The sequence below is a fragment of the Edaphobacter aggregans DSM 19364 genome (assembly GCF_000745965.1).
In the GTDB taxonomy this organism is placed as follows: Bacteria; Acidobacteriota; Terriglobia; order Terriglobales; family Acidobacteriaceae; genus Edaphobacter; species Edaphobacter aggregans.
In genome coordinates this window covers 1-14,396 of record NZ_JQKI01000072.1, presented here as the reverse complement: position 1 = coordinate 14,396, position 14,396 = coordinate 1, and the positions used below count along the sequence as shown (strand labels likewise).

Genomic DNA, 14,396 nt, shown 5'->3' with positions numbered 1-14,396 from the left:
GACGATGATGATCAATCTCGCGTTTCCCTACAAGTTCGATAGCACCGGCCGCACCGCTCAGACGGATGCGGCGACGCATGTGCGCGACATGATCGAGTTGATCCTCTTCACCTCTCCGGGCGAGCGTGTCAATCGCCCCACCTTCGGCAGTGGAACGGCGCAACTTGTCTTTGAGCCAAACAGCGAGGTGCTGGCTGCAGCGCAGCAACAGGCTATTCAGTTCGGGCTACAGCAGTGGTTACCCGACCTTATCCAGGTCCAGTCAGTCGTCGTCGTTGCCGAAGACTCCACCCTCTCCGTAACTGTGAAGTACCTGCTGCTGGCTACCAACCAATCGCAGTCTGAAGAGTTTCTCTACGGAGGCCAGCCGCAATGATCGTCTTCTGCCAGGACAAGCGCCGCCGCGAACTCGTACTTCAGACGACGGGTCTCAATGGAATCGACTATGTCGAGATCCTTGGAGATCCAGGCTGCGGACGCACGATAGTAATCACGTTCCTCAAAGACGCACGCCAGCTTGGATTAAGGGCAGCGAATATTCAACTTACCGGCGAGACGGCCCTTGCCGTGACCTCGGTGAATGCACCAACCGACGAAGATCCCTACGCGGTAACAGTCCAGCTCGAAAGCCCGGGAGACTTCTCTCTTTACACGCTCACGCTTATCGCGAGCGGTTCGTCTGCCAGTCAACCAGGAGTGTTGGTGGACGCTCCCACAGGAGTCGACAGGCAACTCTCGTCTGTCAGCCTGTCGTTCAAAGCGGGCTGTCCCACTCCGGCAGACTGCGCTCCTGATAGCTGCTGCCCGGTAACGGCAATCACTCCGCCGGACATTCACTATCTCGCTCGCGACTACGACGGCTTCAGGCAAACCATGCTGGACCGCCTCGCGGTCCTTGTTCCGGAGTGGAAAGAGACGCACGTCACCGACCCGATGATCACGTTCGTCGAAGCACTGGCATATGCCGGAGATCGCATCAGCTACATGCAGGATGCTGTGAACACCGAAGCATACATCGGCACAGCACGAAGCCGTATCTCATTGCGACGCCACGCAAGGCTGGTGGACTACTGGCTCAATGAAGGTTCAAACGCACGCGCCTGGGTCGTGTTGACCGCATCGCTCAACGACGTGGTTGTGCCCGCGCGCACTCGAATCTTTCCTCTCATGACCGGCCTGGAGGCCTCTGTACTTCCCACGAGCGATGCTGCGGCACAGCTCGAAGCAGGCCCTGGACCAGTATTCGAGACCCTTGAAGAAGTTGTGCTGTACACGGAACAGAACAGCATCAACTTCTACACATGGGGAGATGGTCAGTGCTGCCTTACTGCCGGCGCAACCGAGGCATGGCTTGTTGGCACGCTCGAAACGCTTACTGCCGGACAGGTTCTTCTCTTTGAAGAGATCCTTGGCCCAAACACCGGTGACCCTGCCGATGCCGACCCCATCCACCGCTGGGTAGTGCGGCTCACGGTGGTTGAGACGCGCGCCGCGAATGGCGATCCTCTCATCGATCCCGTAAACGGAACGGCACTCACTCATATCGTCTGGGCTGAAGAGGACGCTCTTCCATCGCCGGTCTGCCTCTCATCGTTGACTGACGCGGAGCGCGGCTCCATCGCCTTACCTGCGGTGTCGTTTGCAAGAGGAAACGTAGTAGCCACAGATCAGGGTGTGTGGATCAGGCAGGAAGATCTGGGCCTGGTTCCAGATCACTCGCAGTCGCCCGTAAGCGGACAAGGTTGCGACTGTAACGACGGACAGGGAGCGGCAACTCCAGGTCCTCGCTACAACCCAACATTAGCGCAGCAGCCGCTGACCTACGCCATTCCTTATTCCGCAGGCAAGCCGGCGACAACATTTCTGAAACAAGACTCGCTCGATGCCGAGCCACAGATATGGCTGGTCGATGAAGACGCACACCTCTGGTCACCTGTACTCGACCTGCTCGACCAGGAAGACAACTTCAAAGGTTTTCTTCCAGAGAATGAAGCCGACCTGACGACGCGTCTGCGCTTTGGCGATGGAGTCTATGGCGAGGATGTTGAGCCGGGACAGCGATTCTTCGCGAACTATCGCATCGGGAATGGACGCAGCGGAAATGTTGGCCGCGAAGCTCTTGCTCATGTCATCTTCTCCGGCCCTGGAATAGGCGGCGTCCGCAATCCCATCGCTGCGGCGGGAGGGACTGATCCTGAAAACATGGAGCACATCCGCCAGAACGCTCCCTTCCAGTTTCAAAGCCAGTTGCGCTGCGTTACTGCCGATGACTACGGCGTGATGGCAGCAAAGCTGCCTGGCATTCGCGAGGCGAAGGGAACCATGCGTTGGACAGGTTCCTGGTACACCGCGTTTGTATCTCTCGCGCCCGTAGCGAAGTGGACTCCTCAGTTGGCCTCTTCAGTGACAAGCAGTCTCGACATGCTCCGCATGATGGGCACCGACGTTGTTGCAGAGCAGGCGCGGTTTGTGGGAATACGCATTCGTCTGCATGTATGTATTTCGAGCCGCTACTTCCGCGGCGACGTCTACGACGACCTGACGAAAGTCCTGATCGCCGGCGACACCTGCACTGGGGCGTCGGCATTGCTTTCCGTCACCAACTCTCATTTTGGAGCGAACATCTACGCCAGCCCAATCCTCGCGGCTGCCCAGGGCGTGGCCGGAGTCGTTTCAGTGTCTCTGTTGACCTTTGAACGGATGGACTCTCCTTTGCCCGCCGGTGCAGCTCCTCCGCCATTCCTGACCATGGGACGGCTCGAGATTGCACGGTGTGACAACGATCCCAATCACGCAGACTACGGAAGCCTTACCTTCGCGCTGGATGGTGGCAAATGAGCTGCACCTGCAACAAATCGGAAGAGACTCTTTGCCAGTGCTGCGCGGGCACGGCGCGCCAGACTCCGTCTGCCACCGTCAATCGGCCGGGCTTAAGATCCTTGCGCTATCGCGTCGGCACCTATTCGAGCTTTCTCCAATCCATGCAGGCAGAGCTCTCCAGCTCCAGTGTTCCTGCGCTTGCTCCTTTACGCACTCGAGAGAGTAATGATCTTTCGCTTGCACTGGTCGATGCGTGGTCGGAAGTGCTGGACATCCTGACCTTTTATACCGAGCGCTTAGCCAACGAAACCTACCTCGGAACTGCAGTTGAGGGTCGAAGCATCTTCGAGCTTGCGCGTCTCGTCGGTTACAAGCCGTCGCCAGGTGTAAGCGCATCCACGGTACTTGCCTTCACGCTCTCCTCGGCACCGGGTTCACCGGCCAGCACATTCATTGCTGCAGGTACCCGTGTACAAAGCGTGCCGGGTCCGAGGCAGACGCCACGCACCTTCGAAACCGTGGCTGACCTCAATGCGACCATCGTCGGCAATGCAATCCCTGCTGCGACCACTCAGCCGTGGCAACTGCGGGGCGCCGATACCTCAACCTGGATCGCCGGCACCGCCAACAACATCCGCGTCGGCGATGTTCTTCTCTTTGTCATCACAACCGGTGGATCTCCCGTGCTGCATGGTCCAGCAGCCGTTGTTCATGTGACGGCAGTCTCCATCGACTCCACTGCAGGCAATACGCATATCTCCTGGGACAAGAGCTTGCCGTCAAGCTTCGTTGCGGGAAGCTCGGAGGTCTCTCTCTACATCTTCCGCGCGAAGGCTGCTTTGTATGGAGTCGGCGCACCAAGCCCGGCCATCTTCCCGGCTGACACACTCAAGAACATTCCTGGCGCTCCCGGCAGCCCGACAAGCGATTGGGTCTACTCATACAACTCCGGCGGAAAAATCAATCTCGATAGCGTCGTCTCCGGAATGAACCCGGCCGCAGTCTCACCCTCCGGGACAGCGGACAAACTGCAGTGGGTGTTGATTATCGATCCCTCTTACACCGCCTACTGCCAGGTATCCTCCGCAACTGAATCGAATCCAAATCGATATTCCATTTCGACAAAGACGACCCAACTCTCCATCAGCAGTGTCTTCGATCTGATGGACGGCACGACCGATGTGGACGTCGAACTGGAGTACTTCGTTGGTCAGACGCGCGCAACCACCGTGTACGCGCAGAGCGAACTTCTACGCTTCGCGGATTTGCCGCTCACACAGCTCGCAGGTTTCAGCTATCCACTCACCCAGGGTTTACTCTCACCCATCTTTGGCGCCTCTATTCTTGTTACAGGTCTACGGATCGTGGCGAATGGCTCGCCGATCGGTGTCTTAGGAAAGCGTCTGCGCATTGCGCCGGCGACGGCCCTGGCGAACGGCTTTACCCCCGCGGGCGCAAACACCGGACGCGCAGTGAGCGCCAGACAGCCGTTCCTAGTAGATGCATTTCCTCCCGCGCAGGACACCGATGGCAATCTTCTGTGGAATGTGCTCACCGTCGGCGGCCAGCCGGGAATACTCTCCATTCCTCCAGCGCAGTTCGTTCTGCTTCCATCTGGATCCTCTGATCCTGTTACAGGCGAAAGCGGCTTTGTCTCCACGGCCGAAGTCCAGGGCGCAACAACGGCCCTTGCACTTTCATCGCAACTCGCGCGGCTCTACGACCGGTCCACCGTCACGGTAAACACAAATGCCGTTGAAGCAAACGATGGAGAGACGACGCAGGAGATTCTTGGTTCAGGCAATGCTACGGATGCCGCACTGCAACTTGCACTCAAGCAGTCGCCGCTTACCTATATTTCTTCGGCCGCTGCTGGCGGGATGCGCTCAACTCTCGAAGTGTGGGTGAACAACCTTCGCTGGAAGGAAGTCCCTTCTTTCCTCTCTTCCAGTCCTGCAGACCGCGTCTTCGTGACACAAGCTACCGCTTCTACCGGCACGGTTGTGCAGTTCGGTGACGGTCTGCATGGCTCACGCACTCCCACGGGCCAGGCGAATATCCGCGCCGTGTACCGCAAGGGTCTCGGCCTGGCGGGCATGGTCTCTGCGGGTCAGCTTTCACAGCCGATCGATCGCCCGCAGGGTCTGCAGGCGGTTACAAATCCCAGTCCGGCAACGGGCGGAGCCGATCCAGCGTCGCCCGATGACGCACGCATCTCGGCTCCGCTGCCGACTCTCACTCTCGGACGTGTCGTCTCACTCGAGGATTACCAGAATTTCGCTCTCGCGTTCGCAGGCATTGAGGTAACAACTGCAACATGGAGCTGGTTTGGCACCACCCGGGGAATCTTTTTTACCGTCGCCGGCGAAGGTGGAGCGGTCCTGCAGTCAAGTGACAAGGTCATACAGAATCTCATCTCCGCGCTCATGTCTTCAGGTCTACCCAACATTCCGCTCGCAGTCGTCTCCTATGTTCCCGTTCTCTTCGAGGTCGGCCTTCAGATAAAGGTCGACGATGCATACGACTCGTCGCTCGTTGTGGCACAGGTCTGGCAAAAGCTTCTCGCCGCCTTCTCGTTTGGAATGCTTCGGCCGAGCGAAGGCGTAGCAGCAAGCGCCGTCGTGCAGGTGGCGCAGTCGGTGGCCGGTGTTGTCGCGGTCAATTTGAAGACGCTGAAGCGCAGCGGATCGGACGACGCCTTCTCGGTGGTCCTCTGTGCTGCGGGCCCCGACGTATCTTTGTCGGCTCCGCGTGGCGCAGAGATCCTGTCAATCGATCCTGCTTCGCAGGGAAATCTGGAGGTGTGGTCGTGAGCACGCAATCATCTTTCGCCTCTACACCCGCGACTCTGTACTCGCTTCTTCCGGCAGTGTTTCGGACGCGCGACGCGATGCAAGGCCAGCCGCTTGAGGCCTTCTTTGCAGTCCTTGAGGAGCAGTACGGCATTGTTCGGGAGAACCTTGAACAGCTTTACAACGACCAGTTTATTGAGACCTGCGCGCCCTGGGCGATCCCCTATCTCGGCGAGCTGATCGGTTTCAACCAGATTTATACCCTCGCCGAAAACGGTGTGGACAGCCGGGCAGAGGTTGCGAACACCATCGGCTATCGTCGCCGCAAGGGAACGCTGCTCGCAATGGAACAGCTTACGCATGACGTAAGCGGCCGGCCAACGATTGCCGTAGAAGAGTTCCGCCGGCTGATCACCAATCTCTCTCTCAAAGATGTAAGGCCTCATCACCGCGACACGGTAGATATTCGAAGTCTGAAGTTGCCTGAAGAGCTGGAAGGGCCCTTCACCAGATTGAATCGCACAATCGATGTGCGACGCATTGCTCCGCCCATCATCGCAGCCGTGTCACCCGACACAACTCCGCTGGACAAAATCCTTCATGGCGGCGGACGCTTCAATATTCCAGACGTGGCTATCTGGATGTGGCGGTATTGCAACCGCACGATCGAGAACGCGCCTGCGTTCTCACTGGGCAGCGGAGGCTATTTCTTCAGTCTTCTCGGAGGTCCGGTAAAACTTTTCCAGAAGCCCCGCGTAGAGACAGCACCGTTCACACGGCTATTCGCTGAGGCCGATGCCCCCGAGCCCATCTTGCGGCGGGCCTTCGCTGAGCACCTCGACTCCTTCTATCCATCCAGCATGTCACTCATCGCAGATGGAGCGACCGTCGATAGAAGCCAGATCGTGTGCGCCAACCTGACTGAAAACTCCAGCGGAGGTGTGTGCCGGGTTCCGTCTGGCAAGATAGCGATTGATCCGGAGACAGGACGGATTCAGTATGCCGACGATGTTCTGCAACCCGATGTCTTACGCGTCAGCTACAACTACGGCTCCGTGACAGAGCTGGGAGGCGGCCCTTATGACCGCTCTGACGCCATACCCTCCAATGAGTCCGGCACCTTCCTCGCGATTGTGGGAAGCGAAGACTTTCCTACACTCGAGTCCGCCGTCGCTGAATGGAATGTGCAAAAACCGGGAACCGCAGGCCGCATCGTGCTGCCAGACTACGAAGCCTATGACGTTGATCTCACGGGCGCCCATGCGATAAGAATCGCACCGCGGAGCACACTGCTGATTGCGTCCGCTGAGATATCCCCTGACGGTGGCTACCTCTTTACCGAATCCTGCGTGACGCTCACCGGCACGATAGAAATCTTCGGGGAAGCGGAGGACGTGAGCGATCAGGTCACGGAGCAGCAAGGCGAGGTGTACATCAACGGCGTCTGGTTTAGGGGCTCCCTTATCGTCAGCGGCAGTCCGTTCTGTTTGAATCTCAGTGACGCGACCCTCGTGCCCGGACAAGTATTGCTTCATTCCGGCGAACCGTCTTTCCCCGATCACCCGAGCATCTCTGGCTCCGCCCTTGGAGCAACCGTTTGCCTGACGCGAACATTCACAGGGCCAATCTGCCTCAGCCCTATGTCGAACGTTCGTCTCACGAGCTGCATCGTCGATGCTTCATCGCCTTATTGCGTCGCGATCACCGGGCCAGACACCGCGTCAGCCGGTCCTGTTCTCCATGTTGAGGATGCAACGATCATCGGTAAGGTCTGGACACAGTGGCTCCGCTTTGCCTCGAATACGATCTTCGTCAGCGCGCTGGGCAGGCACGATCCATGGAAAGCGGCTGTCTGGAGCAGACGCCGTCAGAGCGGCTGCGTGCGCTTCTGCAGCCTTCCCTGGGCTTCTCTTACGCCGAGGCAGTACGAATGCGTTCCTACGAGCGCTTCCAATCAATGGGCGCTCGCGCCGCAGTTTGTCACCCTTCGCTTCGGAGATCCTGCGTACGGTCTCTTAAGTGGTGATTGCCCGATCGCGATCTGGAAGGGTGCCGACAACGGCTCCCAGATCGGCGCGTATCTCTCAACGCAGGAGACAGAAGCCGTGACCAACATTCAGATTCGCTCTTCGGAATATCTGCCGGCGAATCTTGAACGCGGCGTCTTCCTCATGCCATCGCGAGCGATCACAGAACCGCGGTTCCACGATCAGGGTTCAAGCATGACGCGACCGCCGTGCATGACCGAAAACGAGTACATGGAAGATGTTCCCATCGGCATTGGCATTCATTTGATTTAGACCCAACAAAGTTCCATACGGACAGACAGGCAGGTCGTAATGAAGGGCGATTTCAGCAGAATCCGATTCAATCCCTCCAGGCGCTACACCTCGGTGCTTGAACAGCAGGGCCGCGTCGCGGTCGATGCCGACTCAAACGAGCAGGCTGCGATCAATAGCTACCTGCGTGAGACGGCCAACACCGACGTCATTGGTCGTTTTGGCGCGCCAGAACACGCCGCCGGCTTCCAGGTCGAAATCAGTGGCGATGAAATTGTGCTTTCCGCAGGTCGCTACTACGTCGATGGAATTCTCGTGGAAAACCCACAATCCCTGCGATACGACGACCAGCCCTATCTTATCGATCCCGAGTTTCATTCATCCGACCTGTTGAGAGCAGTGGAGAATGGGTCCAGTGTCCAGCTTCAACTGGAAGTCTGGCAGCGGATGGTGACGAGGCTGGACGATCCTTGCCTCAACGAACCCGCTCTGGGACAGGCGGACACTACCGTTCGTGTTCAGACCCTATGGCGCGTTGTAGGAAAAGTTCAAAGCGATTCCACCTCAGCCAACGCCCCCCTCACGCGAGCGGACAGTATCTTTCTCAACCGCCTTGCTGGTCTTCAGATTGAGAGAGACTCCATGATATTGAACGCGGAAAATCTTCTGGAGCTGTACAAACAACCTCTCACCTCGGCTGACTCGCAGTCTTCATCAGGCGAAACCTCGGTTGCAGAAGGGCCCATCGCCGCGCTGTCGTCTTGCTGCCAGCTCATGTATGGTGCTGCCGATCCAGTGCGGACCGGCGTGTTGCAAGCCTTTACGAATCCCGCAGGAGCAGATTGCGGATGTCAGCCGATTCCTTCTGCCGGATACCAGGGACTCGAAAATCAACTCTACAGGGTTGAGGTGCAGCGTGGTGGAACGCTTGATCGCGCCACATTCAAATGGTCCCGCGAGAACGGATCAATCGTCACCCAGATCATTCACATTGGTGGCGCCGTTCTCACGGTGCAGAGCCTTGGCCCCGATGCGAACCTGGGCTATCAGCCTGGGCAGTGGGTAGAGCTTTCGGATGACAGCTACCTCTTCGGCCAGACACCGAACCAGCCAGGCGACCTCTATCAAATTCTCTCTGTCTCACCGAACACGTTGCAGGTGACGCTCAACCGTCCCGTTACGTCGATTGATCCCTTGCTCAACGCGAGGATGCGACGCTGGGACCAGTCAGGAGCTTCGGCTACGGAGAGAGGAGTCGCTCTGTCAACCTCTGCTCTGCCTCTTGAAAATGGCATCGAGGTGAACTTCCGCAGCGGGCAGTATCTTGCTGGAGACTACTGGACGTTTGTGGCGCGGACAGCGACGGGCAAAATCGAATGGCCTCCGTGCGATAGCAATGGAGAGCAGTTCCAGAAAGCGCGGTTCACAAAGATCCATGTTGCACCCATCGCGTGCATTCACCTTGCCGCGGCAAAAGCCAGTGCGCCTTCCAACGCAATCAACAAACTGGCGCCGGTGGATAGATCGAGGTTATCGATCTCGTTTCAAGCTGGAAGCCGTTTTGTCATTGACGACTGCCGCCTTCTGTTTCCGCCTCTCAATGAACTGCTCGGCGCGGGTGCCTCAAGCGCGCTCCATGTGAAAAGCATCAGCTGGCAAAATGATCAGCCAATCACGGTGGACACATTGATTACGAAGGGCCTCTCGGTCACCCTCGACCAGGCACCGGGATGTCCCTGGAGCGGCGCAAACTTCCAGGTAATTCTTGAAGTGCCAGCTAAAAACGCAGTCCAGGGACGCTTCGGAGACATCATCAACGCCCTGCTGCCTCAGTCCGCATTCGAGTTTGGCTTCAATGGCTTTCTGCGAACACCTACGGTACTCGACCCCCCGACCGGCATCGTGGTGCAGAGTGCGACGGTGAACTGGCTCCTGCCAGGAGCGCAGATCACGAAGGAGCTGGGCAACGACCGGGCAGTGCGCCTGTTGTATTTTCAACTCAATACTCTGCTCGCACAAACCAACGCAAATGCGCTGACTCGCATGCGTATCCGGCTGCTCGGGGGCGCAGTCTATGCCGCGGGTACCAATGGCTACAACATGTATCTGGATGGCCAGAGCTTTGGAATGACGGTGCAGCGTAAGGTCGATAAATCTGACAGCATCTCCCTGACCAGCTTCAAGGGAGATTCTTCGCGGGCGACCGACTTTGAAGGATGGCTTTATCTTGCTCCGACTGTGCTGATTAGTTCAGTTGAGATCGACGCGACCGTTGCAGGAAAAGTCATTCCAACCAATTCTGTTGTCGTTGCCGTTGATTTCAACGGCACAATGAGTGGACTCGTAACTGTGGATCAGACCGGGGCACCTGGGGTCACGCTGCTCCACATCACGATTCAGCTCAGCTACACCCCGGTGGAAGCCACAACGGTTACGCTGCAGCTCACCGGACAGGGAGCGGGAACTACGGTCACTGTCCCGCCGACCGTCAGCTTTGCCGCAGGTGAGGCCAGTCAGAACGTGCCGATAACGGTTCAGGCCACTCCCGGCCCTGCTGCCACCCAGAACATCACCTTTATCGCTTCCGTCGGCACGGCCGTGGGTAACATCAGCGCCGATCAACAGCCGGTACTTACCGTTACCGGTGGCCATGTCCCGATCAGGCCACCAAGATAGTCCAATACAGGAGAGAGCGATTGATGAGATCTGTCTGGTCATTCTGGAGCCTGCCCTTCAAGGCCTTCAAAGGAAGAATGTGGCGGCAACCCAAACATCACTTGATGAGCTGGGGTCTTTCGCTGCGACTTGCGCAGGAATACTTTCCGGAGACCGTCTTGATTACCGACACCTGGGGAAAGGAGCTTCTCGTAGACGATCTTGGGCTTGAATTCGCCCACGTATCTACCGAGCTGGACCGGCTTAAGAACATCGATCCTGAATGGTGGGCGCTGGGAAAGCTGGTGGCCTATCGCATGCAGGAGAAGCCATTCATCCATCTTGATACTGACGTCTTTCTATGGAAGCCGCTTCCACCCTCTCTGTTGTCTGCGGATGTTTTTACTCAATGCCCTGAGCATCACTCTCTTGACGAGGCGGTCGGTCCCTATCTCATCGAAGACCTTTTCGCGAAGTTTGAGCTCCCGCTGCCCGTTGAATGGGTCTGGTCGCGATCGACCCACACCACCTGGTTCCCCGAAGAAAACTGCGGCATCTTTGGCGGAAACAACATTCCATTCATCCGGTATTTTTCTCAGGCAGCGCTCGATCTGGTCACATCAGGAAAACACGCAGACGCCTGGTCCACGTTCGGCGATAAAGATGGCTCAAACATGCTGGTAGAGCAGTATCTGCTCAGCGCCTGTATTGGCTATCACCGCTCCAATCCGCAGTCGCCTTTCCGGGGCATTTCATCGCGTCACCTCTTCCCAAGCTTTGCAGAGAGCTACAACCCATCGCTGGCAACAAAGGCAGGATTCACTCATCTGCTCGGAGATGCCAAGACAAACGAACATGCGACCGACCGTTTAGAGCGAAGGATCGCTGCTCTGGATCCATCATTCCTTCGGCACTGCACGCAGGTGCTCAATACTCTTAGCGAGAAATCCCGCTTTGAACCCGGCACGTAAATGGCCTTCTGCTCCACTCAGAATGCCAGGCTCGGATAACTCGGCAGAACGCAGAGGGATCTACGAATGCCCTAGGTCGCCGAACTGATGAGAATCAGCGTGACGCTCTGCTTGGTGACGCGCTTGTGTGGCGTCATGCGGGGTAGGAAGAGGTAATCGCCCTTCTTCAGAGTCATCATGGTGGCGGCGCCTTCTGAATCTGGGCAGAGGAACTCCCCGGGCTTGGTCTCGCGGGGAGACATCCGGCGCACGAGACATGTACAAGAAGCGCTACAACGTAGCAGCGAGCCGAGCGCACGATCAACTGTGGGTCAGGATCGGCAAGCGCATCTCCTCAAGATCTGCGCCGACGTTTGCTCGATCACGCACACGATCCGGGCGTGTCGATGGATGCAGCTGGCGGCCAAGAAGAGGACGTGGACTTTGAGTTTGAGCGGCTCCTGCTGAAAGATCTTAAACTGAAGGGGTATCGAGTCGCGACGCAATGGAACGTCGGAAGCTATCGCATCGACCTGGTAGTTGAAGGAGTACGGGAACGACTTGCGATCGAATGTGACGGGGACCGATTCCATACTCTTGAGAATCTTCAGGCAGACATGGAACGGCAGGCGGTATTGGAACGACTTGGTTGGCGTTTTATCCGCGTCCGTGGTTCAGAGTTTTTCCGTGATCCCGAACGCCCATTGATCCCGCTATACGAACGATTGGAGAGAATGGGTATCGAACCGATGAGCAGCGAAGCTCGTCCGCCCGATACAGAGTTGAGCAAACGAGTGATCGTTGAGGCTCGAAGGATACGTGCCGAGTGGGAGGCAGAGCCAGAGACCATGGACGAGATTCTCGGTCGCACTCGGTCGAAATATGGAATCGAGGTTCCAATTGAGGACCTCGCTGAGGAGGAAATCGTCACACCCGCGCAAGGGTTGTTCCAGTAGAGCCGCCACATTCCTCGACCGGCTCGAACGCGCAAGCGGGCCAACAGGTCGGCTACCTGCGCGTCAGCTCCCTGGATCAAAAAGGTACGGTACAGTACGCATATTATGTATTTTCAATAGGTTGAGGATCTCTGGCACTCACTCTTCGCCAACACTCTATCACTCTATTTATATATAGTTAATAGTTAGCGTCGCGCACGAACTTTCACCGTTACGCCTTCTACATCCTTGGTGTGCTTGCCGTGATGGCGTTGGCGGTATGGCTGGTGATGTGGCTCTATGAAACCGTGAGCCTGAAAGCGATGGTTGCTATCGGTCTCGATCTATCCTTGGCAAACGGTACCTGCTGTAACGAGGGCGATCATGGAAGCTTGGAGCTGGATGTTGAACAATGGCCTTCTCGCGTCGACGCCAGATGACCATAACGGTGATTGGGTGTTTCTGACCCGCGTGTCGGAGAACTGCAGACGCCGGTGGACTTCGCCGATTTTGCAAAGCCACGCTCCTTTCACCCAAACTGCTTCACTCCTGCATCATCGACTCCGCATGGCCGACCTTCATCCGCGGCAAACATGACACAGCCGTCTTTGAAGCATTCAAAGAGGTCGAAGTGGCGGTTCGCACGGCCTGCGGTTATGACGCTAAGGTCATGGGAGTCTCCCTAATGCGGCAGGCCTTTCACCTAGAAACTGGTCCGCTGATCAACAAGTCGCTGCCGCGCGGAGCCCGGCGGGTCCGAGGGCGGTGGCTGGCATGAGTCTAGACCTGCTGTACGTGCATGATGTTCGCGAGCACGCCGTTGCCGCTTCTCTGGACTATATCCTGGCTTGGTCTGAATTGCGACGCCACCGATTCCGAAGCAGGATCTCGATTTTGGTCCCTATGTAGGTCTTTTCTGTCTTTTCGATCTCTATAAGTGTGAAACGGTTAGACCTGGCCGAATCGATGACTTCATCAATGGCGCGGCGAAGCAGTTGAGGGATGTCCACCCGGAACTTCTCAAAGCCTCCGGCGTGACGCAGGATCGCAGCCTCAAGCTGCTTAATGAGCACGTAGTCCTGGTGTAATGGATCAAACCCTATGGGCGGAGAGCTCAAGATGCAGTTCCAATGAGGTCCGGTCGTTCTAGGTTCAAAATAGGCTCCAATTTGCCACATTCACCAAGTCCAGCTCGAAAGGGCGGCGTTCTGCGTACATCAAAGAGTCTATGACTGATTCACTCACCACGTCCCGCCGGTCCGAGAACATGAGCCGGATTAGAGCGAAGGATACGAAGCCAGAAATGGTCGTGAGGAGGCTGCTCCACTCTCTCGGCTATCGCTACCGTCTACACGCAAAAGATCTGCCCGGCAAGCCGGATATCGTCTTCCGCCGCCGCAAAAAAGTGATCTTAATTCACGGGTGCTTCTGGCATCAGCATAATAAATGCAGGGAAGGCAGGTTCCCAGGGACGCGGCAGGAGTATTGGGTTCCGAAGCTGGGCCACTCCAGCCAGGCTAAAGGGCGCGTGGAGCGAGTCAACCGTACACTTCAGGACCGTTTGGAAATGCCGGATCGCACCTTGTCGGCAACCTGCGATTCGACGTGAAACTGGATTTCCTTGTCCAGATCGCGCTCCATGCGCCTACGCGCGAATGATGTTCGCTACCGTCGATCTGGATCAACTCGCCGTAGCTCTCACGTCGCAGACGTGGCTGATGGAAGCTCCTGCGTTGCTTGCGCGACAGCCATAGCCCGTCCTCAACCATCCACTTGCGTAGCGTCTCACGCGAGACCTTGACGCCATCCTTCTCGAGCAGAACCTCTGTCGCCAGGGTAGGGCCAAAGTCGGCATAGCGCGACCGTACCAGTTCGAGCACATACTCGCGAATCCCAGGGATAAGGTGGTTGTTCGATGTGCGACCACGAGCCTTGTGGATCAGCGCACCTCCACCCCCGTCGCGA

9 protein-coding genes and 2 pseudogenes are annotated in these 14,396 nt (G+C 57.2%); 9 read left to right on the top strand and 2 right to left on the bottom strand.

Annotated elements, in window-relative coordinates; all coding sequences use genetic code 11:
- Window positions 1-4 precede the first annotated feature (4 nt).
- The 8 genes from Q363_RS21685 (at window position 5) to Q363_RS46625 (ending at window position 13,209) form a co-directional block, all read left to right on the top strand.
- On the top strand, window positions 5-376 hold the full coding sequence (locus Q363_RS21685; RefSeq protein ID WP_245632385.1) for a GPW/gp25 family protein: 372 nt from the start codon (window positions 5-7) through the stop codon (window positions 374-376).
- Window positions 373-2,838: a baseplate J/gp47 family protein gene (locus Q363_RS21680; RefSeq protein WP_035354690.1), complete on the top strand. Its 2,466-nt coding sequence runs from the start codon at window positions 373-375 to the stop codon at window positions 2,836-2,838. The genes Q363_RS21685 and Q363_RS21680 overlap by 4 nt, the downstream gene beginning before the upstream one ends.
- Window positions 2,835-5,633 carry a baseplate J/gp47 family protein gene (locus Q363_RS36515; RefSeq protein ID WP_051979126.1) on the top strand — a complete coding sequence of 933 codons (2,799 nt, stop codon included), beginning with the start codon at window positions 2,835-2,837 and terminating at the stop codon, window positions 5,631-5,633. Before Q363_RS21680 ends, Q363_RS36515 begins: the two co-directional genes overlap by 4 nt.
- The gene (locus Q363_RS21670; protein ID WP_157467310.1) at window positions 5,630-7,912 is read left to right on the top strand and encodes a hypothetical protein; all 2,283 of its coding nucleotides are present in this window, start codon (window positions 5,630-5,632) and stop codon (window positions 7,910-7,912) included. The genes Q363_RS36515 and Q363_RS21670 overlap by 4 nt, the downstream gene beginning before the upstream one ends.
- Before the next feature lie 39 nt (window positions 7,913-7,951).
- The gene (locus tag Q363_RS21665) at window positions 7,952-10,567 is read left to right on the top strand and encodes a DUF6519 domain-containing protein (RefSeq protein ID WP_035354686.1); all 2,616 of its coding nucleotides are present in this window, start codon (window positions 7,952-7,954) and stop codon (window positions 10,565-10,567) included.
- 23 nt (window positions 10,568-10,590) lie between these two features.
- Complete coding sequence (locus Q363_RS21660) at window positions 10,591-11,517, top strand: DUF6734 family protein (RefSeq protein WP_035354684.1); 927 nt, start codon at window positions 10,591-10,593, stop codon at window positions 11,515-11,517.
- Between the two features lie 386 nt (window positions 11,518-11,903).
- The gene (locus tag Q363_RS21655) at window positions 11,904-12,452 is read left to right on the top strand and encodes a DUF559 domain-containing protein (RefSeq protein ID WP_035354682.1); all 549 of its coding nucleotides are present in this window, start codon (window positions 11,904-11,906) and stop codon (window positions 12,450-12,452) included.
- Between the two features lie 517 nt (window positions 12,453-12,969).
- Window positions 12,970-13,209: a TIGR02391 family protein gene (locus tag Q363_RS46625; RefSeq protein WP_084080629.1), complete on the top strand. Its 240-nt coding sequence runs from the start codon at window positions 12,970-12,972 to the stop codon at window positions 13,207-13,209.
- Between the two features lie 58 nt (window positions 13,210-13,267).
- On the opposite strand, the gene Q363_RS21650 is transcribed toward Q363_RS46625, so the two are convergent.
- Window positions 13,268-13,549 (bottom strand): NaeI family type II restriction endonuclease, encoded by a 282-nt coding sequence (locus Q363_RS21650; protein ID WP_035354680.1) that lies wholly within the window; start codon window positions 13,547-13,549, stop codon window positions 13,268-13,270.
- A 110-nt stretch (window positions 13,550-13,659) separates the two neighbouring features.
- Here Q363_RS21650 and Q363_RS44505 point away from each other — a divergent pair.
- Window positions 13,660-13,923: pseudogene (locus Q363_RS44505) on the top strand (very short patch repair endonuclease); the annotation flags it as partial.
- A gap of 166 nt (window positions 13,924-14,089) precedes the next feature.
- Here Q363_RS44505 and Q363_RS42170 read toward each other — a convergent pair.
- A pseudogene (locus Q363_RS42170) lies at window positions 14,090-14,396 on the bottom strand (ISNCY family transposase); the annotation flags it as partial.